The sequence below is a fragment of the Ruegeria sp. BHSC029 genome (assembly GCF_059613085.1).
Genome location: NZ_JBXWRU010000004.1, coordinates 351,373 through 375,848, shown reverse-complemented (window position 1 = coordinate 375,848; position 24,476 = coordinate 351,373). Strand labels below are relative to the sequence as shown.

Annotated in this window: 25 protein-coding genes and 1 pseudogene; 13 read left to right on the top strand and 13 right to left on the bottom strand. The window is 62.9% G+C overall.

Going from position 1 to position 24,476, the window contains the following annotated elements; translation table 11 throughout:
- The first annotated feature begins 152 nt into the window (after nt 1-152).
- The 3 genes from AC2FML_RS11905 to AC2FML_RS11895 are packed head-to-tail and all read left to right on the top strand — an operon-like array spanning nt 153 to nt 3,299.
- Nucleotides 153-1,232, top strand: a complete 1,080-nt coding sequence (locus AC2FML_RS11905) for an AI-2E family transporter (protein WP_170360621.1) — start codon at nt 153-155, stop codon at nt 1,230-1,232.
- Nucleotides 1,229-2,293, top strand: coding sequence for an HlyD family secretion protein (locus AC2FML_RS11900; RefSeq protein ID WP_170364749.1), 1,065 nt, complete (start codon nt 1,229-1,231; stop codon nt 2,291-2,293). Before AC2FML_RS11905 ends, AC2FML_RS11900 begins: the two co-directional genes overlap by 4 nt.
- The gene (locus tag AC2FML_RS11895; protein ID WP_496733513.1) at nt 2,283-3,299 is read left to right on the top strand and encodes a DUF2955 domain-containing protein; all 1,017 of its coding nucleotides are present in this window, start codon (nt 2,283-2,285) and stop codon (nt 3,297-3,299) included. Before AC2FML_RS11900 ends, AC2FML_RS11895 begins: the two co-directional genes overlap by 11 nt.
- A 42-nt stretch (nt 3,300-3,341) precedes the next feature.
- On the opposite strand, the gene AC2FML_RS11890 is transcribed toward AC2FML_RS11895, so the two are convergent.
- The 9 genes and pseudogenes from AC2FML_RS11890 to AC2FML_RS11850 form a co-directional block, all read right to left on the bottom strand.
- Nucleotides 3,342-3,485 carry a hypothetical protein gene (locus AC2FML_RS11890; RefSeq protein ID WP_244952302.1) on the bottom strand — a complete coding sequence of 48 codons (144 nt, stop codon included), beginning with the start codon at nt 3,483-3,485 and terminating at the stop codon, nt 3,342-3,344.
- Between the two features lie 3 nt (nt 3,486-3,488).
- A pseudogene (locus AC2FML_RS11885) lies at nt 3,489-3,689 on the bottom strand (cupin domain-containing protein); the annotation flags it as partial.
- Between the two features lie 368 nt (nt 3,690-4,057).
- Nucleotides 4,058-5,368 carry a M16 family metallopeptidase gene (locus AC2FML_RS11880; RefSeq protein ID WP_496733511.1) on the bottom strand — a complete coding sequence of 437 codons (1,311 nt, stop codon included), beginning with the start codon at nt 5,366-5,368 and terminating at the stop codon, nt 4,058-4,060.
- Nucleotides 5,365-6,705 (bottom strand): M16 family metallopeptidase, encoded by a 1,341-nt coding sequence (locus tag AC2FML_RS11875; RefSeq protein ID WP_496783273.1) that lies wholly within the window; start codon nt 6,703-6,705, stop codon nt 5,365-5,367. The genes AC2FML_RS11880 and AC2FML_RS11875 overlap by 4 nt, the downstream gene beginning before the upstream one ends.
- Before the next feature lie 80 nt (nt 6,706-6,785).
- The gene (locus AC2FML_RS11870; protein ID WP_170341119.1) at nt 6,786-7,301 is read right to left on the bottom strand and encodes a DUF3035 domain-containing protein; all 516 of its coding nucleotides are present in this window, start codon (nt 7,299-7,301) and stop codon (nt 6,786-6,788) included.
- Nucleotides 7,302-7,351: 50 nt separating this feature from the next.
- Nucleotides 7,352-7,828: a signal peptidase II gene (lspA, locus tag AC2FML_RS11865; protein WP_496783271.1), complete on the bottom strand. Its 477-nt coding sequence runs from the start codon at nt 7,826-7,828 to the stop codon at nt 7,352-7,354.
- Complete coding sequence (gene purH, locus AC2FML_RS11860) at nt 7,828-9,417, bottom strand: bifunctional phosphoribosylaminoimidazolecarboxamide formyltransferase/IMP cyclohydrolase (RefSeq protein WP_496783270.1); 1,590 nt, start codon at nt 9,415-9,417, stop codon at nt 7,828-7,830. Before purH ends, lspA begins: the two co-directional genes overlap by 1 nt.
- 21 nt (nt 9,418-9,438) lie before the next feature.
- On the bottom strand, nt 9,439-11,178 hold the full coding sequence (locus AC2FML_RS11855; RefSeq protein ID WP_170372912.1) for a heparinase II/III family protein: 1,740 nt from the start codon (nt 11,176-11,178) through the stop codon (nt 9,439-9,441).
- Between the two features lie 88 nt (nt 11,179-11,266).
- Complete coding sequence (locus tag AC2FML_RS11850; RefSeq protein WP_496783269.1) at nt 11,267-12,526, bottom strand: RsmB/NOP family class I SAM-dependent RNA methyltransferase; 1,260 nt, start codon at nt 12,524-12,526, stop codon at nt 11,267-11,269.
- An 88-nt stretch (nt 12,527-12,614) separates the two neighbouring features.
- Here AC2FML_RS11850 and AC2FML_RS11845 point away from each other — a divergent pair, with 88 nt between their 5' ends.
- Entirely contained in the window at nt 12,615-12,797 is a 183-nt protein-coding gene (locus AC2FML_RS11845; protein ID WP_170360604.1) for a DUF1674 domain-containing protein, read from the top strand.
- A gap of 4 nt (nt 12,798-12,801) precedes the next feature.
- Here AC2FML_RS11845 and AC2FML_RS11840 read toward each other — a convergent pair whose 3' ends face one another.
- The gene (locus AC2FML_RS11840) at nt 12,802-13,662 is read right to left on the bottom strand and encodes a LysR family transcriptional regulator (RefSeq protein ID WP_170360602.1); all 861 of its coding nucleotides are present in this window, start codon (nt 13,660-13,662) and stop codon (nt 12,802-12,804) included.
- Between the two features lie 98 nt (nt 13,663-13,760).
- Between AC2FML_RS11840 and tmpA the strand changes: the two genes are divergently transcribed.
- Entirely contained in the window at nt 13,761-14,897 is a 1,137-nt protein-coding gene (gene tmpA, locus AC2FML_RS11835) for a 2-trimethylaminoethylphosphonate dioxygenase (protein ID WP_496737398.1), read from the top strand.
- Nucleotides 14,894-15,484: a (R)-1-hydroxy-2-trimethylaminoethylphosphonate oxygenase gene (tmpB, locus tag AC2FML_RS11830; RefSeq protein WP_496783268.1), complete on the top strand. Its 591-nt coding sequence runs from the start codon at nt 14,894-14,896 to the stop codon at nt 15,482-15,484. The genes tmpA and tmpB overlap by 4 nt, the downstream gene beginning before the upstream one ends.
- Here tmpB and dapB read toward each other — a convergent pair.
- Nucleotides 15,481-16,290: a 4-hydroxy-tetrahydrodipicolinate reductase gene (gene dapB, locus AC2FML_RS11825; RefSeq protein ID WP_170444100.1), complete on the bottom strand. Its 810-nt coding sequence runs from the start codon at nt 16,288-16,290 to the stop codon at nt 15,481-15,483. The two genes, tmpB and dapB, sit on opposite strands and share 4 nt — an antisense overlap.
- 92 nt (nt 16,291-16,382) lie before the next feature.
- Between dapB and rbfA the strand changes: the two genes are divergently transcribed.
- The 6 genes from rbfA (at nt 16,383) to rpsO (ending at nt 20,539) form a co-directional block, all read left to right on the top strand.
- Nucleotides 16,383-16,778 (top strand): 30S ribosome-binding factor RbfA, encoded by a 396-nt coding sequence (gene rbfA, locus AC2FML_RS11820; protein ID WP_093964142.1) that lies wholly within the window; start codon nt 16,383-16,385, stop codon nt 16,776-16,778.
- The gene (locus AC2FML_RS11815) at nt 16,775-17,518 is read left to right on the top strand and encodes a phosphodiester glycosidase family protein (protein WP_170364721.1); all 744 of its coding nucleotides are present in this window, start codon (nt 16,775-16,777) and stop codon (nt 17,516-17,518) included. The genes rbfA and AC2FML_RS11815 overlap by 4 nt, the downstream gene beginning before the upstream one ends.
- Nucleotides 17,519-17,572: 54 nt before the next feature.
- Nucleotides 17,573-18,478, top strand: a complete 906-nt coding sequence (gene truB / locus AC2FML_RS11810; protein WP_170444098.1) for a tRNA pseudouridine(55) synthase TruB — start codon at nt 17,573-17,575, stop codon at nt 18,476-18,478.
- A gap of 22 nt (nt 18,479-18,500) precedes the next feature.
- The gene (locus AC2FML_RS11805; RefSeq protein ID WP_170341998.1) at nt 18,501-19,010 is read left to right on the top strand and encodes a DUF1643 domain-containing protein; all 510 of its coding nucleotides are present in this window, start codon (nt 18,501-18,503) and stop codon (nt 19,008-19,010) included.
- A gap of 95 nt (nt 19,011-19,105) precedes the next feature.
- Nucleotides 19,106-20,125: a calcium-binding protein gene (locus tag AC2FML_RS11800; RefSeq protein WP_496783265.1), complete on the top strand. Its 1,020-nt coding sequence runs from the start codon at nt 19,106-19,108 to the stop codon at nt 20,123-20,125.
- Between the two features lie 144 nt (nt 20,126-20,269).
- On the top strand, nt 20,270-20,539 hold the full coding sequence (gene rpsO / locus AC2FML_RS11795; protein ID WP_005980247.1) for a 30S ribosomal protein S15: 270 nt from the start codon (nt 20,270-20,272) through the stop codon (nt 20,537-20,539).
- A 74-nt stretch (nt 20,540-20,613) separates the two neighbouring features.
- Here rpsO and AC2FML_RS11790 read toward each other — a convergent pair whose 3' ends face one another.
- Nucleotides 20,614-22,005: a metal-dependent hydrolase family protein gene (locus AC2FML_RS11790; RefSeq protein ID WP_496783264.1), complete on the bottom strand. Its 1,392-nt coding sequence runs from the start codon at nt 22,003-22,005 to the stop codon at nt 20,614-20,616.
- A gap of 48 nt (nt 22,006-22,053) precedes the next feature.
- Here AC2FML_RS11790 and AC2FML_RS11785 point away from each other — a divergent pair, with 48 nt between their 5' ends.
- Nucleotides 22,054-22,377, top strand: coding sequence for a potassium channel family protein (locus AC2FML_RS11785; protein ID WP_170360586.1), 324 nt, complete (start codon nt 22,054-22,056; stop codon nt 22,375-22,377).
- A 102-nt stretch (nt 22,378-22,479) separates the two neighbouring features.
- Here the strand turns inward: AC2FML_RS11785 and AC2FML_RS11780 are convergent, their stop codons facing one another.
- A complete protein-coding gene (locus AC2FML_RS11780) occupies nt 22,480-24,081 on the bottom strand; it encodes a BCCT family transporter (protein ID WP_170341096.1) in 1,602 nt (533 codons plus the stop codon).
- Nucleotides 24,082-24,476 lie beyond the last annotated feature (395 nt).

Sequence of the window (24,476 nt, the reverse complement as noted above, 5' to 3'; positions counted from 1 at the left end):
GTGAGCCACTGCGTGCTTTGCGCCCCACGATCCGCTTGCAAATTTGGGGCTGAGTCAACCATCGCACTGCTGGGCATCCCCTAAAAGCTCAAAAAATATACATATTTGCTTTTTTGAGTGTAACATACGGAAAAACATACCAGGGGGATGGAATGGAAAAGACTCAGGACGCAAAGATTGTCGACCTTGCGATAAGGTTACTGTTTCTCGGGCTGTTTCTCTACAGCGCCTTGGTCATGGTTGCCCCGCTTGCAAGCGTCGTCATCTGGGCCACAATTCTCTGCGTCGCGCTTTATCCCGCCTTCGATTGGCTTCAGTCCAAGCTGGGAGGACGGAAGAAGCTGGCAACGACGATCCTGGTTTTGCTGGGTCTGGTTCTCACATTGGGGCCGGTAGCAACGGCGGTATCTGGGGCTGCGGAACTGGGGTCCGAGTTTGCCGAGCAAGCTGACAAGGGCGAGTTGAAGATACCGCCGGCGCCGGAAGGCCTGAAGGATCTGCCTCTGGTCGGTGCCAAGCTTGCCGATGCCTGGGGCATGTTTGAACGGAACTTGGATGGTGCGCTTGCAAAATACGGCCCGCAAATCCTCGAGATCACCAAATCGCTCTTTGGCAAAGTCCTGGGGATCGGAATCGGGCTTCTCGGCCTTGCGCTGTCGGTGTTGATCATGGGCGCCCTGTTCAGCCCCGGACCGGATCTGGTGCAGGGCCTTCAGCGCTTTGCCAACCGCGTCTTTGCGCCACGCGGCGGCGAATTCGTCACTCTGGCTGGGGCCACGATCCGGAACGTCACCAAGGGAGTAATCGGGGTTGCCGCCATTCAGGCCGTCGTTGTCTGGGTCCTGTTGGCGCTGTTCGGGATATCCTCGGCCGCGACGCTGGCGTTCATCTGCCTGATACTCTCGATCATCCAGATCGGCCCCGGCCTCGTTCTTCTGCCGCTGGTCATCTATGCATGGAGTTCCATGTCCGGCGGTGCGGCGCTGATCTTCACCGTTCTGGCCATTCCCGTCAGCATAATGGACAGCTTCCTGCGGCCGGTTTTCATTTCAAAAGGCCTGGAGACCCCGATGCTCGTGATCCTCATCGGGGTGCTGGGCGGGATGATGGCCTATGGCCTGATCGGCATCTTCATGGGTCCGGTCTTGTTCGCCGTCTTCTACGAGTTGTTCAAGGTCTGGATCGACGCCTCACCAGCGACCGATGACACCGCCGAGGGAGCCGCAAAATGAGGAAGACGATCTGGACGACACTGGCCGTCATTCTCATCTTCCTCATCTGGTATCTGGTTGCCGACCGCAAGACGCCGTTCACCGGGAACGCACGGGTAAAGGCCGTGGCGACCCAAATCGTTCCGCAGGTCACGGGAACCGTGATCGAGGTATTGGTAGAAAACGGGCAGGTCGTCTCGGCCGGCGATCTGCTGGTTCGGATCGACCCGAGACCCTACGAGATTGATCGCGACAGAGCCCAGGCCGACCTTGAGGCGGCCACTCAGGAGGTCGGCGCATCCTCGGCCGAGGTAAGTGCGGCGCAAGCCAAGTTGGCCCGCGCGCAGAGCGATCTGGATACGATGCGCATTCAGACGGAGCGGGTCTTCGCGCTCGAGAAGAAAGGGCTGATTGCCATCTCGAAAGCCGACGATGCCCGAGGCCAGCTGGCCGAGTCCGAGGCGAACTATGAAAACGCCAAAGCAGATCTGGAGAAGGCCAAGCAAAGGCTTGGGGACGAAGGGAATGAGAATCCCAAAATCCAACGTGCCTTGGCGGCTTTGGCCGATGCCGAGCTCAATCTGGAATGGACCGAACTGCGCGCGCCGGCTACGGGCGTCATATCCAACTTGTTGATTGCACCCGGCACATACGCCCGGTCCGGCCAGGATCTGCTGACGTTTCTTGATGCGACGGACGTGTGGATCGAGGCGTATTTCACCGAGAACAATCTGGGGCGCGCCACCGTCGGGTCTCCGGTGGATGTCGTGCTGGATATGCACCCCGGTCAGATCATCCCGGGCAAAATCGAAAGCTTCAGCGCGGCGGTCTCGCTGAGTGGCGGCGACACACCCGGACAATTGGCAAGCCCGCCGAGCACCAAAGGCTTTCTGCGCGAACCTGAACGGTTTCCCGTGCGCATCATACTGCCGGGCTACGAGGCCGGAAGCGCGGAAGACGACCTGAGGTTTCAGTTGAACGGTCAGGCGGATGTCATCATGTACCTCAGCGACAACGGGATACTGAACGCGGTCGGTCGGACATACATTCGTTTGGTTTCGATCTTTTCTTATGCGTACTGAGGACAGACACGCCGTTTACAGACTTGCACTGGGTGTGACCGGCGTCTTTTCTCTGGGGCTTTTCCTTGGGTGGCCATTGGCGGTTGTTGGCGCGGTGTTCACCGCGCTCTTCCTTCAGGCACCTACCGCGTTGCCCCTGGCCGCGTTTGCGAAACTGTTCGTTTTCTCGATTGCGTTGATGTTCGTTTCTTTCCTGCTCTCATCGGTTTTCGCGCCCTATCCGGTCGTGTTTCTGATACTGGTGGCGATCGGGATAATCCTGTCCTTCATATGGTCCGTGTCAGGCGCCGGTGTCCTGCCGGGCGTCATCGCCCTGATGGGGGCGCTGATGATCCCCAACCTCGTTCTGCAATCTCCGGATCTGGCGCTGGTGCTTGTATTCTGGATCCCGCTGAACCTGTTGTTTGCCGGTTTCGTATCGACGTTGATGTTCACGCTTATTCCGGCCGCCCCCCAGAACGCCACGCAGGGCAAAGCCGGATCCGCCGCTGACTTTGACAAGCATCGGCGCATCGTCAGAATGTCTCTTGTCACGGTTCCTTTCGCCCTGGCATTTTTTGTGTCTGGGGCGTCTGCCCTGCTGGTTCTGTTCTTTGTGGCTCTTCTCAGCCAGCAGCTCGCTGCGATGCCTGCCGCCGGCAAAGCCGTGGCCAAGGCGATGCTGACGGCAAACCTGCTCGGCGCAGCTGCGTCCATCATCTGCTACGAAGTCAACGTCATCGCGCCGGTCATTCTCACGCCGATCCTGCTGTGCTTTTTCGCCTGTGTGACGCTTGGCGCGCTCGGCAAATCCCAGATCCCGCTGGCCGCCGCCGCCGGATCGGCCCTGACGACGGTCCTGATTGTCTACGGCGGGTCGATTTCACCGTTTTCGGACGAGGCCGATGTCAAAAGCATCACTCGCGTTCTGCAAGTCGCAAGCGCGGCCCTGTTCGTCATCATAGCCTACGTGGTCGTGGATGAGTTCTGGCCGGAAAAGAAACGCGAAAACCCGGTGAATGCATGACGCAGCCGCCAACTTTGGCGCCCGAGGCAAATTGGACTGGCGTCAAAGTTGCAGGGGCGGCCCCAGAAACTCGATCTGCCATTTCTCGGAGAATGCATTCAGCACGTCCCGGTCGGGAACTCCGTCTGCCATGATGTCTCCCAGCCCGTTGAAGAAGGCGACCGTGTCGAAGGATGGCAGTATCATGACCAGTTGCCGCGCTGGCCCGTCGGAAAGATTGCGAAATGCGTGCGCGGCGCCCCCGGGGATCGTTACGACGTCGCCTGTTTCTGCAACAAAACGCTTTCCATCGCACTCGTAGAGATACCGCCCGTCCAAAACGCGAAAGATCTCAGTTTGTGGGTGACGGTGCAGAGGCGGGCCAGACCCCGGTTCATTTATTGTCTCTATGACCGAGATATTATCGTCGGTGGTGTCGTACGGTATCCGGACAAACTACTGCAGTCCGATCGCCGGGACGTGGATGGGAGGGTCGGTCAACTTCGAATGCCAGAACTGATAGGGCAACAAGGACCCCTCCTTCCTTACCCGCGAAAATAGTTCCGCTTCATGATGACATTTGTCCATCAAGTGAAACAAGCCCGACGGCGGACCCGCATGACCGTGAAGGCCATGCGGGTTTCACGGAACAGATGCCGGATACGCGGACGATCCAGAGGTTGCGGACGCTTCCGGTTCAAGGGACCCGGGGCGAGCGGCGCTGAATGATTGCTCGTCGGGAGTTCTGCAAAACGCCTGCCGACTGCCGGCCCTTCGCGTCAGTTCGTGGTCTCAAGCCCCTCGGGTTTGCCCACAACCACGAAATGCAGCCCGTCCGGGTCCAGCAGCTCGGCCGCGACGCGGTTCACCTCGTCCAGCGTAACCGCGTTCACCTTGTCGTTTCGGGTCGCGATGTAGTCGATCGGAAGCTCTTCCATCTGCATGCCCACCATGATGCCCGCTATCTGGGCATTGCCGTCAAAGCGCAACGGATAAGCGCCGGTCAGATAGGTCTTGGCGTCGTCCAGCTCTTTCTGGGTTACGCCTTCGGTCGCCGCGCGCCGCCATTCGTCGCGAATTACCTCGATAGCCTGCCCGATCCGGTCATTGGCCGAGGATACCGACCCCAGATAGACCGAGGCCAGATCCTTGGGCACCAGATAGGTCCCGACGCCATAGGTCAGGCCGCGTTTTTCGCGCACTTCCTGCATCAGGCGGCTTTCAAAGCCGCCGCCGCCGAGGATGTGGTTCAGGATGTAGGCTGCAAAGAAATCCGGATCGTCGCGGTCGATACCCTTCTGGCCGAACAGCGCCACCGATTGCGGCGTGTCGAACTCGACCACCGTGACGCCACCGGGAATCGTCACCTCTGCATTCCCGGGAATCGGTTTGCCCGTTTCGGACAGGTCCGACAGCAGATTGTCCAGCAACGCACCCAACTCTTCGGGTGTGATGTCGCCCACTGCGCCCACATACAGACGGTCCTTGGCGAAGACGCCTTTGTATGCGTCGATGATGTCGTCACGGGTCAGGGCCGATACGCTGTCGATCGAGCCTTTGCCGTTGGATCCATACGGATGATCGCCATAGGCCATTTTGGCGAATGCCTCACCCGCGATGTCATTGGGGTCGGTCTGTTCCGAGCGCAGCCCGGACAGGACCTGCGCCCGAACCCGGTCGATCGCGTCCTGATCAAAGCGTGGTTGCTGGATTGTGGTGCGCAGCAGGTCAACGGCGTCGTCCCGGTTTTCAGTCAGGAACTGGGCCGAGATCGCAACACTGTCATCGGTGGCCCTGTATCCGATCGACGCCGCCAGGGATTCCAGCGCCCGCGCATAGGTGCGAGAATCCATGTCGCCCGCGCCTTCTTCGAGAAGGCCGCTCATCAGATAGACCGCGCCGCGTTTGTCGGGATCGTCCAGTGACGTGCCCCCGCGGAACCGCAGTTCCAGCGCAGTGAACGGGATCGAGTGATCCTCGACCAGCCAGGCCCGGATGCCGCCGGGAGAGGTGACCTCCTGAATCTTGATCTCGGCCCAGGCAGGCAGAGCGATCAGCAGGGCGATCAAGGGGGCAAGGAAACGGATCATTGGGTCACCTCGTCATCACGCATCAGCCAGCCGGTGACAGACGCTTCGGGCTGAAGCACCTCGCGCGCGGCGGCGATGATTTCTTCGCCGGTGACGGCCTGCAAGATGTCGGGCCAGGCCTGCACGTCCTCGACCGTCAGGCCGCTGGTCAGCGCCCGACCATAGCGGTTGCCGATTCCATCGACGTTGTCTCGGGCATAGACCTGTGCGGCGCGTAGCTGCATCTTGATCCGGTCCAGATCATCCGGGTTGACGCCTTCTGCGATGAAATCGACCACCGCCTGATCCATCGCATCCTCGGCCTCTTGCAGCGACACGCCTTCAGCCGGAACAACGATCAGATCAAAGGTCGTGTCATCCAACGACACCCCACGATAAAACGCCCCGGCATATACAGCCAGTTTCTGCTCAAGCTGCAGTTTCTCGTTCAGGTAGGACGTGGTGCTGCCGCCCAGCAGTTCGGCCAGCAAGAACAACGCGGCAGCCTTTTCCTGTGCACCGGCATCACGCTCGGGCGCGAGGTAGCTGCGCTGAACATATGGTTGCGAAACCCGCGCATCCTTGAAGGTCAGACGCCGCTCGGCGGTCTGCGGCGGTTCCTGCGATCGGACCCGTTCAGGCAGGTCCGGGTTGGCGGGGATCACGCCATAATACGTCTCGGCCAAGGCTTTGACCTCGTCCGGGTCCACATCGCCGGTCACCACCAGGATCGCATTGTTGGGCGCATAATAGGTCTGGTAGAAGGACAGCGCGTCCTCCATGTCCAAGGTCTCCATCTCGTGCTTCCAGCCGATCACCGGAACGCCGTAGCGGTGGTTGAGATACTGCGCCGCGCTCATCTGTTCGCCGAACAGGGCACGGGGGTTGTTCTCGGTGCGCTGGTTGCGTTCCTCCAGGATCACGTCGCGCTCGGTGGCGATGTCGCTCTCGGTCAGCCGGATGTTGCGCATCCGGTCGGCCTCCATCTTCATCATCAACTCCAGCCGGTCGGCCGCGACGCGCTGGAAATAGGCTGTGTAGTCATACGAGGTGAAAGCGTTGTCGTTGCCCCCATTGGCCGCAACGGTGGCCGAAAGCTCGCCCGCCGCCATCGTATCGGTGGCCTTGAACAAAAGATGCTCGAGGAAATGCGCCACACCTGACGACCCGATCGGCTCGTCCGCCGATCCGGCCCGATACCAGACCATATGCTGAACCACGGGCGCACGGTGATCTTCGACCACGACGACATCCATGCCGTTGTCCAGGGTAAAGGTAGTGACGGCCTCGTGCCCGGTTTCGGCCAAAACCGGGGTTGCGGTCATCAAAGCGGCGCAAAACGCCAAGGCCCGAGCCATGGGGCATCCTCCGTTTCGTTACGGTGTTCAAACTACGGTGACGCCGAACGGGTTCAAGAGCGATGACGGAAAGTTAAGAATTATTCATCCGGCGGCGACGAGGGTGTTTCCACGCCCTGTCTGCGCAAAGCTTCGGTCTGCACCTGGGGATCGATGGAATTGCGCTTGTAGACCTGCGAATAGCGGTCCACCTTGAACAGGCGCAACCGCGTCCACCGGCTTTGACGCTTGCGGAAATCCGCATCTTCCTGCGCCAGAACCTGGCGGGTGTTGGGGGAAACGCCATAGCGGCTGGAAGCCGTCACCAGCGCCCCGTCCGACGACGGAATACCAGTGCCGGGGTTCAGCGCCCCGGGATTGCCACCCAACGCAGCCACGGCATCGGCATTCGGGTTCGGGTCGGTCAGGTTCGCGCCACCCGGCGTCGGCGCGGGCAGGAACGCATAATCTTTGGGCTGGGTCAGTGGCTTGACCGGCATGACCGAAAACTCGTCAGGCCCGGGCCCTGGCGCTTCGAGATGGCGCAGGCCGATATCGGAACATCCTGCGACCGCAGCAGCAAGTGTCAGAGCAATAATGGCGCGCGGCATCCGCATCTTGGTCTCCAGCCTGTTTCAGGCGCTTTTATCGCATAACATCCGGCGCGTCACGAGGGCTTTTTGCCTTCGAACAGCACCAACCCGAGGGCACCCGCGAAAATGAACACGTCGGCGAGGTTGAAGACGAACGGGTTGTTGATGCCACAGCAGGACATGTTCAGGAAATCCAGAACGTATCCATAAAGCACCCGGTCAACCACGTTCCCCAACGCTCCGCCGATCAGCAATCCGCCGAAAACCAGCATCCGCCTTGATGCGGCCGTACGCCAGAGCCAGACGAAAACGCCGATGCTGATGGCCAGCGAAATAGCGATGAGAAACCAGCGCGCGGCTTCGGAATTGCCCTGAAACAGGCCGAAATTGATGCCGCGGTTCTCGCCGTACCGAAAGGTCAGCAGCGGCGGCAGCACGTCGATGCCGCCGGGCTGGTCGGCCACGCGCAACACGTGGACCACCAGGTACTTGCTGAGCTGGTCGATCACAAATGCGGCCAGCCCGGCCCAGAGCAGAACCCGGGTCCGCATCAGTGACGGAAATGCCGCATGCCGGTGAACACCATGGCCAGACCGGCTTCGTCGGCGGCGGCGATCACCTCGTCATCGCGCATCGACCCGCCCGGCTGGATCACGCAGGTCGCGCCTGCGGCGGCGGCCTCCATCAGCCCGTCGGGGAAGGGAAAGAACGCGTCCGAGGCTACGGCCGACCCGATGGTCAGCGGCTCGGGCAGGCCCAGACTTTCAGCCATACGCTCGGCCTTTTTGGCGGCGATCAGGGCGGAGTCCACTCGACTCATCTGACCGGCGCCGACGCCCACCGTGGCCTCGTTCTTGACGTAGACGATGGCGTTCGACTTGACGTGCTTGGCCACTTTCCAGGCAAACAGCAGATCGCGCATCTGCTCAGGCGTGGGGGCCAGCTTGGTTACGACCTTGAGGTCATCCATCTCGATATGCCCGTTGTCTTTGTCCTGCACCAGCAGCCCGCCGGCCACCTGGCGCACGGTCTTGCCGCCGGCGCGCACGTCGGGCAGCGCTTCGGTGGTCAGCAGGCGCAGGTTCTTTTTGGCGGCAAAGATCGCCTTGGCCTCGTCGGTGGCGCCGGGGGCGATCACGACCTCGGTGAAGATGCCGGTGATTTCGCGCGCGGTTTCCGCGTCCAGCGGCCGGTTCAGCGCCACGATCCCGCCAAAGGCCGAGGTCCGGTCGCAGTCGAACGCCGCCTTGTATGCCTCGAGCAACGTGGCGCCCGTTGCAACGCCGCAGGGATTCGCGTGCTTGATGATAGCGCAGGCGGCGCTGTCACGCGGGTCGAACTCGGCCACCAGTTCAAAGGCGGCGTCGGTGTCGTTGATGTTGTTGTAGCTCAGCTCCTTGCCCTGATGCTGAACGGCTGTGGCGACACCGGGACGGCCCGAGCCATCGACATAGAACGCCGCCTGCTGGTGGCTGTTCTCGCCATAGCGCAGGGGTTGTTTCAGCTCGCCTGCGAACACGCGGCGCTTGGGGGTGTCGATTTGCAGTGCATCGGCCAGCCAGCTGGACACGGCCGCGTCATAGGCTCCGGTGCGGGCATAAGCCTTCTGCGCCAGCCACTGGCGGAAGCCCAGCGACGTCTTGCCGTAGTTTTCCTCGAGCTGATCCAGCAGGGCCGAGTAGTCTTCGACATCCACCACCACGTTGACGAAGGTGTGGTTCTTGGCCGCGGCGCGGATCATCGCGGGACCGCCGATGTCGATGTTTTCGATGCATTCGTCATAGCCCGCGCCCTTGGCCACCGTTTCCTCGAACGGGTAGAGGTTGACCACCAGCAGGTCGATCGGGCCGATGCCATGCTCCTGCATCGCCGCCACATGGGCGTCATTGTCGCGCAGCGCCAGCAGGCCACCATGCACCATCGGGTGCAGCGTCTTGACCCGGCCATCCATCATCTCGGGGAACCCCGTGACCTCGCTGACATCCTTGACCGCAAGCCCCGCATTACGCAGCGCCTTGGCGGTGCCGCCGGTCGACAGCAGCTCGACCCCGCGGTCGGCCAGGGCCTTGCCCAGATCGATCAATCCGGTCTTGTCGGAAACGGAAAGCAACGCGCGGCGCACGGGGTGAAGGTCGGTCATGGGTCCAAAGATCCTTTTGGCTCAGTCGAAATCGGGCTCGTCCCGGTGCACGTCGCGCACGGCATAGGCTGTATCCTGCGCCTTGCTCAGCGTCCACCGGATGCGCGTCGCATACTCGATTGCGCGGCCGGATAGAACGATCTGTTTTGTCGCGCGGGGCTTCAGACGGCCTTTTTCCAGATAAACGCTTGGCTCAAGAGACAATTTTCCGGCGCCGTCATGGCGAAAAACCCAGATCTCGCCGCTTTTGAGCGCCATCGACACCGCAGACCCCCCCAGATCCAGCGCTGCGTCCACGTCCGGATGCAGGTGAAACCGGATGTCAAAACCGATCCCTGACAGCTTGGATGCGTCAACCGCCCGGTCGAACTGGCGTTTTGCCTTGTCGGTGGCCGTCAGAAGGATGTCTTCACCTGTTACCTCGCGCCCGTCAAAGCGCAGCTCGATCGTACGGGCATGGGTAAGTCCGAACACCTTGGCGTACCCATCATGGCCCGCCATCACGCGCGCGCCTTCGAACGAATCCTCGAACTCTACCGGCACCTCGCTCGGGCCATCCACCAGCGCTTCGTTCGCGGTTCCCTTGGTCGGGGCAGCCAACCGGGCGCTGGAGTATCCATCCAGGCAAAGGGTCGAGTGCGAAGGCGTGGCCCGCCCGGCCCGGCGCCACTCCAACCCGAAGCTTTCGCCCGAACCGCAGTTGACGATCAATGGCCGACGACCCGAGGTCAGCTCGAAAGCCAGCGTCGAGGCGTGCGCCATGTACGAGGCCGCCCCTTTGGCCGGGGGTGCTGCGTCGATGATCACCGTGGTGCGGGCGGCGGCCAGACGGGCATAGCCCATGGTCAGACCTTTGACGGGTTTGGGCTTGACCCCGCTTTGGGCCAGCGCCTGTTCCAACCGGCCTTCTATACCGCGGCCACCGCCGTGAAACCGGGCCAACCCGCCGTCTGCATGACGCAGGCTGCGCAGGGTCGGGGCAATCCGTTTGATTGCTGCCGTCTGAGCGGCGGGCGTACCGCGCCCCACTTCGCTGAGCGCGGCGGATGTCCAGGCCAGTAGGGTAAAGACCTCGAGCAGTTCCTCCGGATTCCGCGTGGGAATGCCGCCTTGGGCGTCGATCTGAGCCTCGCATTCCCGCGCCAAAGCCCGAACGGCCGGGTCCGAGATGTCTTCCATTCCCTCCAGCGCCAAACCGGCCTGAACCAGGCCGGCCAGCGCCTCGAAACGGGGCAGCCCCGGTGTCGCCGCGTGCCAGCGTTTGGACAGGAACCAGGTCTGTTGTGACAGAGACCGGAAAAACAGGCGGCTATGGGCCTCGTCCATACCGCGCAGCAGGAACAGCGCGTGATTGATCCAGCGGATCAGGCGGCGTCCGGTCAGGTCCGGAGCCCAGCCCGGACCCTGCCCCTTGCCGTGGGTTTCGATCCAGCCCCAGACCCAGCGTTGCGCCTTTTCCCGTGCCGCGGCATCACCCACCGCGGCCAGATCGTCCAGCCAGGCAAACCCGTGGCGTTCAGCATCGAATGCGGCGTTGGGGGCCACGACCTCCCACAAGCCCGTGTCCGGGGCTTCGACAAGGTAACCGGCAAACAATAGATTTCCCGCCACCAGTTGCCGCCCGCGCGCAAATGAACCGACGGTGCGCGGCTCGGGCTGACCGACAAAGCCGCTGACGGGTTTCCGGCGCTGGCTGAGGCGCGCGTAGAGACGGTTCTGAAACCGCACCCATCGGTTGGCCATGGTGTCCGAATTCGACATGACGTGTGTTGCTCTGCCCCTGCCGCTCTGCTGGCGTTTGAACCAACGATAGCCGGGCCGGTTCGTCAAGTCATCGAAAAGCGACCGGTCAGGCCGATTTGTTCAGGCAGGCGATATAAAACCCGTCCATTCCGCCCAGATCGGCCCAAAAATCGGGACGCAGGCGCAGCCCGCCTTCCTCGGTCAGCCAGTCGGGCTGAACGCCGGGCACCTGCAGCGCGGCGCGGTCCACCTGCATGTCGGGATGTTGCGGCAGAGCCTCTTCGATCTGCACTTCGCCTTCGTCGGGCAGCAGCGAGCAGGTGCAATAGACCAACCGCCCGCCGGGTTCCAGCAGGGTCCAGGCATGGGCCAGCATCCGGGCCTGCAACTCGATCAGCCCACCGAATTCGGAGCCGTCCTTGGCAAAGGGCAGATCCGGGTGACGCCGGATGGTGCCGGTCGCCGAACAGGGAGCGTCCAGCAGGATCGCGTCGTACTGGCCCTGGTGGTCCAGCGCGTCACCGGCGACCACCCGGGCCGACAGACCGGTCCGTTCGAGGTTTTCCCGCACCCGCGCCAGCCGGCCTTCGGAAATGTCCAGCGCGGTGACCTCAGCCCCCTCCGCCGCCAGTTGCAGCGTCTTGCCGCCGGGCGCGGCGCACATGTCCAGAACCCGCTCGCCGGTCCGGGGCGCCAGAATCCGCGCTGGCAGGGCGGCGGCGGCATCCTGCACCCACCAGTCTCCGGCCGCATAGCCCGGCAGGGCCGAGACCTGACCCGCGTCAGTAACCCTCACCGAGCCGGTCGGCAGTTCGGTGCCCATTGGGATCGCTGCGCCGGGTTTTGGCGTCAGGTCCAGCGGTGCGCCGGCGAAATGGGCCTGCTCCATGCCCTTGACCGCCTCCGCGCCCCAGGCGGCGATCAGCGGCTCGCGCAGCCAGTCCGGCAGGCGCGGCACCCGCATCTTCGGCCAGGCCTCGGGGCCTTCGGCGGCGATCTTGCGCAGAACCGCGTTGACCAGCCCCTTGAGCCGCCCGTGCTTGCGCGAGCGGCCGACGATCTCGACCATCGCGTTCACGACGCCATGCGCAGCCTCGCCCTGGCACAGTTCGACCGTTCCCAGACGCAGCGCGTTTTGGACGGTCAGCGCCGGTGCGCGCCGCAGATGCCCCTCCAGCAGGCGGTCTGCGCGTTCAAGCCCGCGCAGGGTCTCCAGCGTCAAGCGCTGCGCCCGGGCGCGGTCTTCGGGGGCCAGGCGGTCCAGCGCCCCGGCCGCGAGGCATTCGGACAGCAAGCGCCCCTCGCCCAGGATCTGATCCAGCAGATAGATGGCGCTGCGCCGCGCCGCAGTCGGGGTGTTGGTCATGAAACCGCCTTTGCAATGTTTTCGCCCGCATTGCCATCAGCGGACGAGGGCGTATATCAAGGCCATGCACGGAAAGGAACCCGATGTCATGAGCGACGACCGCACAGACCTGCCGCCCGCCGCCCGGCGCGCCCTGGCCGAGGCCGAAGAGCGCCGGCGCAAGGCTGAAGCCGAGGCCAAACCCCTGCCCAAGGAGCTGGGCGGACGCGACGGCCTCGATCCCGCGCGCTATGGCGATTGGGAGAAGAAGGGCATCGCGATCGATTTCTGACCGCTCAGACCGCCGCGCGCAGGGCCTGCAGGAAATCGCCGATCAGGGCCTGCTGCTTTTTCGACTGCGCCCGGTCCCGCGGCCAGGTCAGCCAGTATCCGTCGCGGGTTTTCAAATCGGGACGCCCCAGCCGGATCAGACGGCCCGAGGCCAGATCTGCCGAGGCCAGAGCGACCGACCCCAAGGCGACCCCCAGCCCCTGCCGCGCCGCGCCAAGGGCGTGTTCCATCGAATCAAAGCTCAGACCGGTGCGTGGCAGATCCGTGTCGCCCGTCTTCTGCATCCAGTCCTGCCAGCCGGGCCGTTCGCCGCGTAGGTCGATCACCGGCGCGCCCCAGCTGACGCCCGGCGCCGCCATCGGGGTCAGAACCTCGGGCGCGATCAGGTCGGCGGTGCGCCCCGGCCAGCTGCCGCGCCCATAGCGGATCTGAAGCCAGGTCCGCTCGTCCTCCAGCGAGGACCGCCGCGCCACCGAATCCGTGGTGACCTGCACCTCGGGCCGCAGGGCGCGAAAGGCCCCCAGGCTGGGCAGCACGAGTGCCTGGATATGCGAAGACAGCCCGGCCACCCGCAACGCGCGCGGGGCGGTGCCGAACAGATCCTCGGTGTTGCGTTCCAACGCCCGCAGGCTGTCCTGCACCAGCGGCAGATAGCTTTCGCCCTCGACCGTCAGCGACACGCCGCGCGCTTCGCGCACGAACAGGGACCGGCCCAGCCAGGATTCCAGATTGGCGATGCGCTGGCTGACTGCCGCCTGGGTCAGGCCGAACTCGCGCGCCGCGGCCGAAAATCCGCCCAGCCGCCCGGCCGCCTCGAACACTCGCAGCCAGTCCAGCGGGGGCAGGCCGACCTTTTTCTTGCTCATTAGATTTTCCAACTCTCAGATGGAACAAGCCTTAATTGTCGTAATGACATATCCCGCGTATCTCCTCAATCAAAGCCCGCGCTGAACAGGAGAGCCCCATGCTGCGCCACGCCACCCATGACCCGGCGGTCGTTTCGGTTGAGTTCGAAGACGGCACACGCGCCCGTTTCCACGCCATCTGGCTGCGCGACAATGCGCTGGACCCGCAGACGCGCGACCCCGGCAACGGCCAGCGTCTGATCACGATCGGCGACATTCCGGCGGGGATCGCGATCCAGGCGGCCGAGGTGGCGGGCGGCGACCTGCAGGTGACCTTCGCCCCCGAAGACAAGACCGTCACCTTCCCCGCAAACTGGTTGGCCGCGCATGTCTATGATCGGGACCAGACCCGCCAGATGGGCTGGCTGTCGCCGGGTATCACCACCTGGGACGGCGGGTTCGCAGCCCCGGCTGGCGACTGGACGCAGGTGCATGAAAACCCCGCCGCCAAGCGCGACTGGCTGGCGGCGGTCGCCGAATACGGCTTTGCCATGCTGACCGGCGGCCCGACCGAGTCCGGTTCGCTGCTGAAGGTCGCCGATCTGTTCGGGTATGTGCGCGAGACCAACTATGGCCCCTATTTCGAGGTGCGGACCGAGGTGAACCCGACCAACCTAGCCTATACCGGCCTTGGCCTGCAGGCGCACACCGACAACCCCTATCGCGACCCGGTCCCCACGCTGCAGATCCTCTATTGCCTGGAAAACAGCGCCGAGGGCGGGGAGTCGATCGTGGTCGACGGCTTTCGCGCGGCCCAGCGCCTGCGCGACGAAAACCCCGAGGGCTTTGCCCTGCTGGCCGGCTATCCCGCGCGGTTCGAATACCGCGGTTCGGACGGGGTCTGCCTGCGCGCGCGCCGCCCGATGATCGAGCTGTCGCCCGATGGCGAATTGATCGGCATCCGCTTCAACAACCGGTCCTCGGCCCCGTTCGTTGATGTGCCCTTCGACCGGATGGAGGCCTATTACGCCGCCTACCGCCGTTTGGGCGAGATCATCGACGACCCGACCTTGGGCGTGGCGTTCAAGCTGGAACCGGGCGAAAGCTTCATCGTCGACAACACCCGCGTCCTGCATGCGCGTCTGGGATATTCGGGTGCCGGGTCGCGCTGGCTGCAGGGATGCTATGCCGACAAGGACGGGCTGCTGTCGACTCTGGCCGCGATGCGGATGGCGCAACCGGAGGCGGCGGAATGAAACCCGATTTCCAGACCCTGACCCGCGACAACATCGTGGCCTTCATCGCCGATATCTTCGACCGGCGCGGAGGCGAGGAATACCTGGGCGAGCCGGTCACCATGGCCCAGCACATGCTGCAGGGCGCCACCATCGCCGAGCAGAACGGCATGCCCGAAGAGATCATCGTGGGCGCTCTGCTGCACGATATCGGGCATTTCACCTCGGAATTCGGCACCTACCACCCCGACGACACCGAGGACCGCCACCACGAGGATGCCGGCGCCGAGGTGCTGGAGCGGTTCTTTCCGTCGGTCATCACCGATTGCTGCCGCTATCACGTCGCGGCCAAGCGGTACCTGTGCGCAACCAGGCCCGAGTATTTCAACCGCCTGTCGGCGGCCTCGGTCCATACGCTGGAATTGCAGGGCGGCCCGATGAGCGCCGAGGAAGTCGCCGCATTCGAGGCCAACCCGAACCTGAAGGAAATCATCCAGGTCCGGTATCTGGACGAGGCAGGCAAACGGCCCGACATGGACACCCCCGGCTTCGACCATTTCGCACCGATGGTTCAGCGCATGGTCGACCGGCATCTGGGCGAGGGTTAAAGCCCCAGCACATCCACCATGTCATATTGGCCGGGGGCCTTGCCCTGCCCCCACAGCGCCGCCTTCAGCGCGCCTCGGGCAAAGATCGCCCGGTCGGTCGCCACGTGGCGCAGCACGATCCGTTCGCCCGGCGCCGCGAACAGCACGTCGTGTTCGCCAACGATGTCGCCACCGCGGATGGCGTGGAAGCCGATATGGCCCCGCTGCCGGGCGCCGGTGATCCCGTCGCGGCCCCGGTCAGCGACATCGGCCAGTTGCACGCCCCGCCCCTCGGCCGCGGCCTCGCCCAGCATCAGCGCCGTGCCCGAGGGCGCATCGACCTTGTGATGGTGATGCGCCTCGATCACCTCGATGTCGAAATCCTCGTCCAGCGCGGCGGCGACCTTCTTGGTCAGCTGCACCAGCAGGTTCACGCCCAGGCTCATGTTTCCGGCCCGCACGATCACCGCATGGCGCGCGGCGGGTTCCAGCGCGGCGATCTGTTCGTCGCTCATGCCGGTGGTGCCGATCACATGCACGCAGCGCGCCTGCGCCGCCAGCGCGGCGAACTCCAGCGTCGCCTCGGGCGCGGTGAAGTCGATCACCGCCTGGGCCTGGGCAAAAGCCTCGAGCGGATCGTCGGTGACGGTCACGCCCAGCGGCTGGCCGCCCATCGCGGTGCCTACGTCCTCGCCGATCCAGTCATGGCCCGTGCGCTCGACCGCACCGACCAGCCGCGCCTGTTCGCTGTCGGTGATGGTCTTGATCAGCATCTGCCCCATCCGGCCCGAAGCCCCGGTCACGACGATTCCCGGAATATGCGTCATTGCGCTGGTCCTTCTTCTGAAATTCGGCTCAAAGCCTCCTACCCGGTTCGGGGCCGCTTGGCAAAGCCCCGCTTTGCGCTTAGATCGGGGACATGGCTAAGAACAAATTCCACGACGGCCCCGGCCCCTCGCAACGGCAGCTTCGCGTCGGCGAACTGATCCGCCGCACCCTGTCCGAGGTGCTGGCGCGCGGCGACGTGCACGACCCCGACCTGAACCGCCTGTCGATCACCGTGGGCGAAGTGCGCACCTCGCCCGACCTCAAGATCGCCACCGCCTACGTGCTGCCGCTGGGCGGCAAGGGGCAGGACACCGTGATCGAGCTGCTGGCCCGCAACAAGGGCGAGCTGCGCCGCATGGTCGGCAAGAAGGTCGGCCTGAAATTCGCCCCCGACCTGCGCTTCCGGCTGGACGAAACGTTCGACCGCATGGACGACACACGCCGGATGTTCGAACAGGACGCCGTGCGCCGGGACCTGGACGAGTGATCCGCAGGACCGCCGCTTTGATCGCATTGCTCTGGGCCGGACAGGCCGGTGCGGTGACCTGCGAGCGCGTGGCACACGAAGACCGGCGCTATACCGTGTGCGAGGTCGACGCCACCACCGAGGACCTGCGCCTGTTCCTGTATGACGAAGCGGGCCAAGTGCTGGGCCACTTCTCGTCGGTGAACGAGGAACTGGCCGATGCGGGCCAACGCCTGAGCTTTGCGATGAATGCCGGCATGTATCACGAGGACCGCTCGCCCGTGGGCCACTATGTCGAAGACGGGCAGGAACTCATGCGCGTGATTCCCAACGCCGGACCCGGCAATTTCGGCCTGCTGCCCAACGGGGTGTTCTGCATCCGCGAAGGCCGTGCCGACGTGTTCGAGACGCTGGACTATCTAGATCGCAAGCCCGACTGCCGCTTTGCCACCCAATCCGGCCCGATGCTGGTGATCGACGGCGAATTGCATCCGCGGTTTCTAAAGGATTCGACCTCGCGCTATGTGCGCAACGGGGTGGGCACCAGCGCCGATGGCAGCCGTGCGGTATTCGTGATTTCCGAAGATTACGTCACCTTCCACGAGTTCGGCCGCCTGTTCCGCGACGTTCTGAACACGCCCAACGCGCTATTTTTCGACGGCAACATCTCGCGCATGTATGATCGGGCGGCGAACCGATCGGACGTGGGATTCTCGCTGGGGCCGATCGTCGGCGTGGTCGAGGACATCCCGGCAAATTGACAGCGCCGGACCGATCCGCTAGGTCGCGCGCCTCAGCAGAATTCTAGGTGCATCATGGGACGCAAACGCAAGGGTCGTGACATTTCCGGTTGGCTGGTGGTCGACAAGCCGGCAGGCATGACCTCGACCGCCGTGGTCAACAAGGTCCGCTGGGCGCTGGACGCCAAAAAGGCGGGCCATGCCGGCACGCTCGACCCCGAAGCCACCGGCGTTCTGGCCGTCGCTTTGGGCGAGGCCACCAAGACCGTTCCCTACATCACCGATGCGCTCAAGGCCTATACCTTTACCGTGCGGCTGGGTCAGGCCACCAATACCGACGATGCCGAGGGCGAAGTGATCGCGGAAAGCGACCTGCGCCCCACCGATGACGAGATCAAGCAGGCTCTGCTGCCCTTCGTGGGCGAGATCATGCAGGTGCCGCCCAAGTTCTCGGCGGTCAAGATCGACGGTCAGCGCGCCTACAAGCTGGCCCGCGAAGGCGAGGATGTCGAACTGGCCGCCCGGCCCCTGTGGGTCGAGGAACTGGTGCTGGTCGACCGGCCCGACCCCGACCATGTCGTGCTGGAAATGACCTGCGGCAAGGGTGGCTATGTCCGCTCGATCGCGCGCGACCTGGGTGCGGCGCTGGACTGCCATGGCCACGTCAAGGAGCTGCGCCGGATCTGGTCCGGCCCGTTCGAGGCCGAGGACGGCCTGAGCATCGAGCAGATCGACGAGATGGCGAAAACCCCGGCGCTGGATGAGCACCTGCGCCCGCTGGAAGAAGGGCTGGCCGACCTGCCCGAGCTGAAATGCACCCCCGAAGGCGCCACCCGCCTACGCAACGGCAACCCCGGCATGGTTCTAGCCGGCGACGTGGAATACGGCGACGAGGCCTGGGCATCGTTCGACGGCAAGGCCGTGGCGGTGGGGGTCTACAAATCCGGTGAACTGCACCCCAGCCGGGTGTTCGCCGGTTAGGTCCCGTGCTAAGCGAAGGCGCATGATCACCCGGTCCCACACCAAGGGCGACGCGCCCTCGACAGCCGTCTATTCCGACTGCGAACGCTATCGCTACAGCCTGACCCGCATCTGGGATCCGGCCGGGCGCCGGGCGCTGTTCGTGATGCTGAACCCTTCGACCGCGACCGAGGTGCAGAATGACCCGACCGTCGAGCGTTGCGAGCGGCGCGCGCGGGCCTTGGGGTTCGGGGCGTTCCAGGTGACCAACATCTTTGCCTGGCGCGACACCGACCCGCGCAAGATGCGCGCGGCGGCCGACCCGGTGGGGCCCGAGAACGACGCTGCCATTCTGGCCGGCGTGGACTGGGCCGATCAGGTGATCGCCGCCTGGGGCACCCATGGCGCGCATCTGGATCGCGGCCCGGCGGTCGAGCGCCTGCTGCGCGGCACCGGCCAGCCGCTGTTCCACCTGGGGCTCAGCAAGGCAGGCCACCCCAAGCATCCGCTCTACATCGCGTATACCCAGCAACCCGAACCGTGGAACCGGTGACAAAGGGTTAACCACAGACTCAGGTTGGCTTTGACCAACCCTCTGGCGACATGGGATATTTTACACTCGGGGCGGCACGCTTTCGGAGGGTTTCCATGTTTCTGCTCGGATTGTTCGGCCTGGCCGCAATGGGCGGCGCAGCATACGCGATCAGCGACGTATTCTCGGGGGATGAGGACGAGGACAACGACGATGTCATCGAAGAAGATGCCGTCGAAGACATTCCCGAAGGAAATCTGCTTGAGATTGACGATTCTTTCGAAGACCCGGCCGAGGCCGAGGATGCGTCCACCGGAACCATACTTTCGGACGTAGACGGAAACCTGGTCATCGCCGGCGGACCGGGCGTGGACAATCTGAGCGGGGTCGAGGGCAACGATCAGATCAACGGCTATGACGGCGATGACATTATCGATGGTGGCGCCGGAAATGATACGTTGTTCGGCGCTGACGGGGATGACACGCTGAACGGAAACACTGGCAATGATGTTCTGCACGGTGGCAACGGTCACGATGACCTCTCGGGGAATGCCGGTGACGACATATTGTACGGCCATGCCGGCGACGACCAGTTGGTTGGTGGCGAAGGCGATGACGATCTGTACGGCGGTCAGGGCAACGATGACCTTGCCGGGGGTGAGGGCGAAGACGCGCTGCAAGGCGGCGACGGCGAAGACATGCTCGCCGGCGGCGCAGGGGCAGACACGCTGTTCGGCGGTGATGGCGACGACACTCTGACCGGCCGGGACGATGGCGAGACGCCCGCCAGCGATTTTCTGAACGGCGGCGCGGGGGACGACACGATCCGGGCCGGTGCCGGAGATGTCGTCACCGGCGGTCAGGGAGCGGACCAGATCGCCATCGATGGAACGGGCACCGGGAAGGAAGTCAGCATCGTGGATTTCACCCCCGGAGAAGACAAGCTGCTGATCGAATGGAACGGCCCTGACGCGCCCGAAATCGGGATCGAACAAGACGCGGACAACGCCGATCTGACGCGCGTTCTGGTCAACGGGCGTGAGGTGGCCTATCTGTTCGGCGCCCAAGGTCTTGGGCCCGAGGATATTCAACTGACTCCGGGTCTGGACCCGACCCTGACCAGCCCCATGGGCTGAGATACGCAGAATCCCTTTGCCATTTATTCCAATTGCGCCTATACGCGCCCATCCGCATCGGAATCGGTGCGGTTTTCTCCATGGGCCTGCGCTGGACGACATCCCGGCCTGCGCCATCAACTCTAACCTTCGAAGGAGACCCCGATGTCGATCACTGCTGAAGAAAAAGCACGCGTTATGAAAGAATTCGCAACCAAGGACGGCGACACCGGTTCGCCGGAAGTCCAGGTTGCTATCCTGACCTCGCGCATCAACACCCTGACCGAGCACTTCAAGACCCACAAGAAAGACAATCACGGCCGCCGTGGTCTTCTGAAGATGGTCGCCCAGCGCCGCAAGCTGCTGGACTACCTGAAGGGCAAGGAAGAAGCGCGCTACCAGGACCTGATCAAAAAGCTGGGCATCCGCCGCTAAGCGCGGACTACACCGCTTTCAAGTTCGAGACGCCCGCCATATGGCGGGCGTTTTTTGTCAGAGGAGCGCGGTGTTCAATCCAGCGCGTTCTTGTAGACCACACCGTCTTTCATGATCAGGTCGAAGTACTCGCCCGGATTCCCAACCAACTCAAGGTTTTCAAGCGGATTGCCGTCGACGAGGATCAGGTCGGCATAGGCACCCTCTTTGATGACCCCCAGCGGGCCGTCTTGATACGGGTGCCGGGGGCCGCTCAGTTCCAGCAACCGGGCGTTTTCAGAAGTGGCGATTTTCAACACTTCATACGGGGTGAACCATTCGCCCAATCGCACCAGATAAAGGCTTTGTTGATACGCCTTGGAGGCGTCCAGAAGCTGGTCGGTCCCAAAGGCCAGGTTCACCCCCACCTCTTTGGCCATCGGGTACAGGTTCGCAACGGCATCTGTGACCTGCTTGTATTTTGCCGCGCTGACCGGGCTGTCCCAGACCATGTCCTCTTCTTTCATGGTCTGGGGGCTTAGCCATGCCCCTTTTTCTTTCATGAGCTCGAGCGTTTCACGAGACGCGAAGAAACCATGCTCGATGCTCATGACGCCGGCTTCGACTGAGGTGCGAATCCCGCGGTCCGTCATTACATGGGCCAGTACGTAAGTATTGAAGTTCGCAGCTTCTTCGACGACCGCTTCGATCTCATCAACAGAGTATTCGCTCACATCCAGCGGATCATACTGTGAGGATACGCCACCGCCCGTGGTTATTTTGACTTGGGAGGCACCGTACTTGAGAATCTCGCGGGTCCTTTTGCGAACCTCGGGGACCCCATCGGCCACCATCGCCATCATGTTCTTTTCCCAATAACTCAACTCGGAAGTCGAGTTTCTTGGGTTCTCCAACAAACTGTGGAAATCGGCATGACCCGATGTTTGGCTCATGAACGGCCCCGAAGGCAGAATGCGGTGCCCAGGGTATTCGCCGGAATCGATCAGTCTCTTGATTGCAAATGGATTGCCGCCGGGATCGCGCACTGTTGTGAAGCCGCGCATCAGGGTTTCCTTTGCCCCTGTCATCGAACGAATGGCCACTTCCGACATATCGCCTTGATTGAAGATCAAGACGGTTGCTGGGGTATACGCATATGTCGTGTGCCAGTGTACATCGATCAGACCCGGGATCAGGGTGCGTCCACCGCCGTCGATCACCGTTGCTCCTTCGGCCGAGATCGGGTCTGCCGACACAGCTGCAATCAGGTTGCCCTCGATCAGAACATTCGCGTTCTCGATGCGCCCGTCGTTGACGCCATCAAATACATGCACATTGGTGATCAGGGTCTGAGCCGGGTCTTGCTGCGCGGAAACCGAGGTGGCGGCAAGCAGCGCCACCAAAAGATGAATACGCATGAAGTATCTCCTGTCAAACATCGCCATCTTAGCAAATAATCCGATTTGTACATGCGGAATTTTACTCAAAAACATGCATCCTGAACGTATCCTCGAAACAACCCAAAGGCGTACAGAATGATAGCTCTGATCCTCAATGCCTACCGACTGCTGAAGGCGATCGTCCGATCGTGGGATGATCCGCATTTTCGGGGTGGTTTGCTGCTATGCGGGCTTATTCTACTGTCCGGCACGTTGTTCTACAGCAGCGTCGAGGGCTGGCATTGGGTGGACGCGCTGTATTTCAGCGCGACCACATTATCGACGGTCGGGTTCGGCGATCTGTCCCCGGCGACCAAGATCGGCAAGGTCTTCACCGTGATCTACATTTTTGTTGGAGTCGGCGTGTTCATCGCAATGTTCATTCAATTTGCGAAGGCTTTGTTGCGAGATCCTGAATAGAGACTTCCGACCCGGGTCAAACCTTTGGAACTATGACTGGGTCCGGTTAAACCGAAAAAACGCCCGCCGAATGGCGGGCGTTCATTGGCCGTCGAGGGCGGCTCAGATCTTGGCGCGCTCAGACTTCAGCGCCAGCCACAGACAGTAGCACATGATCAGCACCACAAGCGTGAACGGGATGCCGGTTGACACCGCCGCCCCTTGCAGCGCGGCAAGCCCGCCACCCAGCAGCAGCGCGATCGCGACCAGACCTTCCAGCGTGCACCAGAACACACGCTGCACCACCGGGGCGTCCATCTTGCCGCCGGCGGTGATCGTATCGATCACCAGAGACCCCGAGTCGGACGAGGTGACAAAGAAGACCACGATCAGAATCAGCGCGATCGGAGCCACGATGCCGTAGAGCGGAAGCTCTTTCAGGAAGCCGAACAGCGCGCCTTCGGGGGCATAGCTGTCGATCACCGTGGCCTTGACGCCCTCGGCGCCGCCGACGTTCAGCATGTCGATGGCCGCGCCACCAAAGGTGGACATCCACAGCGCACAGACCGCCGTAGGTGCCAGCAACGCGCAGATCACGAATTCACGCACCGTGCGCCCCTTGGAGATGCGGGCGATGAACATGCCCACGAAAGGCGACCACGCGATCCACCAGGCCCAGTAGAAGGTTGTCCAACCGTGGAAGAAGCTGGTGTCTTCCCGCCCGAACGGGTTCGACAAAGCCGGCAGCAGCCTGACGTAGTCGGTCATCACGCTGAAATAGCGCGAGATCGCCGTGCCGATCCCGGTCACTGCGATCACGAACAGGAACAGGCCCACGGCCATGATCATGTTGATCTCGCTGAGCCGCTTCACGCCCGCGTCCATGCCCATCAGCACCGAGCCCAGCGCGATCATCGTGATACCGATGATCAGCAAGACGACGACGGTTGGGCTGGGTTCGATGCCGAACACCTCGTAGAGACCGGCGGCAACCTGTTGCGCGCCCAGCCCCAGCGATGTGGTCAGGCCGAACAGGGTGGCAAACACCGCCAGCGTGTCGATCGCATGGCCCCACCAGCCCCAGACACGCTCGCCCAGCAACGGGTAGAAGGCCGAGCGCAGGGTCAGCGGCAGGCCGAGATTGTAGCTGAAGATCGCGAGGCTCAGGCCCACGGCGGCGTAGACCGCCCAGCCCTCCAGCCCCCAGTGGTGGATGGTACCTACAACACCAATGTATTCATTGCCCGGCACCGCGATGTCGATGCCCAAAGGACGGGCGCCGCCATCCTCGGCGAAATTGTAGTAGACCGGCTCTAACACGCCGAAAAACAGCAATCCGATGCCGATCCCGGCCGCGAACATCATCGCAATCCAGCCGGCATAGGAGTAATCGGGCTTGGCGTCTTTGCCGCCGATGCGCACCTTGCCCACCGGCAGAACGATCAAGGCCAGGCAGAACAGCGTGATTGCATCCACGGACAGGACGAGGAACCAGTCGAAGGTGCTGGTCAGCCACGGCCGCAGCCAACCGAAGAACGTTGCTGCGGCCTCTTGATTGGCGAGAGCGATCAGCACGAAGGCAAAGATCAGGATGCTTGAGATAAGAAAAACCGGGTTGTGAATATCCAGCCCGAATGGGCGAACATTGTCCTGCCCCAGCTCGTATTCCGTTTCGAAATCATAGATCCGCGGATCCGGATCCAGCATTTTCTTGGTCTGAGACATGTGGCCGTCCCTTTCGTTCGCGCGAATTGCAAACGCCAAGGTATTCGGCCGTCGGACGACAGTGAGTAGTCTTACCCCCTTGGCGCCTTTTCGTCGTCTGGACCGCGGGTTCCGTGGTAAGAGGCTACACTGCAATCACTTTTTCACAAAATGCATTCGCCTACGGGAATATGTCTGCGCATGGCCAGCGATGGCCTGACCGAGGTCGAGAGGACGGGGTCGCATTAGTTTCGCGGCTTTCCTACCACCGTCGCAGCCCGGAGTTTCTCTCCAGCCTCTGCCGCGCCGATTTCCGATCTGCATATCCTCGATGACGAGCGATAGTCCTGTTTGCGAGCGGGTGCACGCCAGATGCTATGCGGGCTTACGCATCGGAACGTTCGCGGTGTCGGCTG

Coding starts and splice junctions, on each gene's coding strand:
- AC2FML_RS11905 (WP_170360621.1), top strand. CDS start 153: ATGGAAAAGACTCAGGACGCAAAGATTGTCGACCTTGCGATAAGGTTA.
- AC2FML_RS11900 (WP_170364749.1), top strand. CDS start 1,229: ATGAGGAAGACGATCTGGACGACACTGGCCGTCATTCTCATCTTCCTC.
- AC2FML_RS11895 (WP_496733513.1), top strand. CDS start 2,283: ATGCGTACTGAGGACAGACACGCCGTTTACAGACTTGCACTGGGTGTG.
- AC2FML_RS11890 (WP_244952302.1), bottom strand. CDS start 3,485: ATGATACTGCCATCCTTCGACACGGTCGCCTTCTTCAACGGGCTGGGA.
- AC2FML_RS11880 (WP_496733511.1), bottom strand. CDS start 5,368: ATGATCCGTTTCCTTGCCCCCTTGATCGCCCTGCTGATCGCTCTGCCT.
- AC2FML_RS11875 (WP_496783273.1), bottom strand. CDS start 6,705: ATGGCTCGGGCCTTGGCGTTTTGCGCCGCTTTGATGACCGCAACCCCG.
- AC2FML_RS11870 (WP_170341119.1), bottom strand. CDS start 7,301: ATGCGGATGCCGCGCGCCATTATTGCTCTGACACTTGCTGCTGCGGTC.
- lspA (WP_496783271.1), bottom strand. CDS start 7,828: ATGCGGACCCGGGTTCTGCTCTGGGCCGGGCTGGCCGCATTTGTGATC.
- purH (WP_496783270.1), bottom strand. CDS start 9,417: ATGACCGACCTTCACCCCGTGCGCCGCGCGTTGCTTTCCGTTTCCGAC.
- AC2FML_RS11855 (WP_170372912.1), bottom strand. CDS start 11,178: ATGTCGAATTCGGACACCATGGCCAACCGATGGGTGCGGTTTCAGAAC.
- AC2FML_RS11850 (WP_496783269.1), bottom strand. CDS start 12,526: ATGACCAACACCCCGACTGCGGCGCGGCGCAGCGCCATCTATCTGCTG.
- AC2FML_RS11845 (WP_170360604.1), top strand. CDS start 12,615: ATGAGCGACGACCGCACAGACCTGCCGCCCGCCGCCCGGCGCGCCCTG.
- AC2FML_RS11840 (WP_170360602.1), bottom strand. CDS start 13,662: ATGAGCAAGAAAAAGGTCGGCCTGCCCCCGCTGGACTGGCTGCGAGTG.
- tmpA (WP_496737398.1), top strand. CDS start 13,761: ATGCTGCGCCACGCCACCCATGACCCGGCGGTCGTTTCGGTTGAGTTC.
- tmpB (WP_496783268.1), top strand. CDS start 14,894: ATGAAACCCGATTTCCAGACCCTGACCCGCGACAACATCGTGGCCTTC.
- dapB (WP_170444100.1), bottom strand. CDS start 16,290: ATGACGCATATTCCGGGAATCGTCGTGACCGGGGCTTCGGGCCGGATG.
- rbfA (WP_093964142.1), top strand. CDS start 16,383: ATGGCTAAGAACAAATTCCACGACGGCCCCGGCCCCTCGCAACGGCAG.
- truB (WP_170444098.1), top strand. CDS start 17,573: ATGGGACGCAAACGCAAGGGTCGTGACATTTCCGGTTGGCTGGTGGTC.
- AC2FML_RS11805 (WP_170341998.1), top strand. CDS start 18,501: ATGATCACCCGGTCCCACACCAAGGGCGACGCGCCCTCGACAGCCGTC.
- AC2FML_RS11800 (WP_496783265.1), top strand. CDS start 19,106: ATGTTTCTGCTCGGATTGTTCGGCCTGGCCGCAATGGGCGGCGCAGCA.
- rpsO (WP_005980247.1), top strand. CDS start 20,270: ATGTCGATCACTGCTGAAGAAAAAGCACGCGTTATGAAAGAATTCGCA.
- AC2FML_RS11785 (WP_170360586.1), top strand. CDS start 22,054: ATGATAGCTCTGATCCTCAATGCCTACCGACTGCTGAAGGCGATCGTC.
- AC2FML_RS11780 (WP_170341096.1), bottom strand. CDS start 24,081: ATGTCTCAGACCAAGAAAATGCTGGATCCGGATCCGCGGATCTATGAT.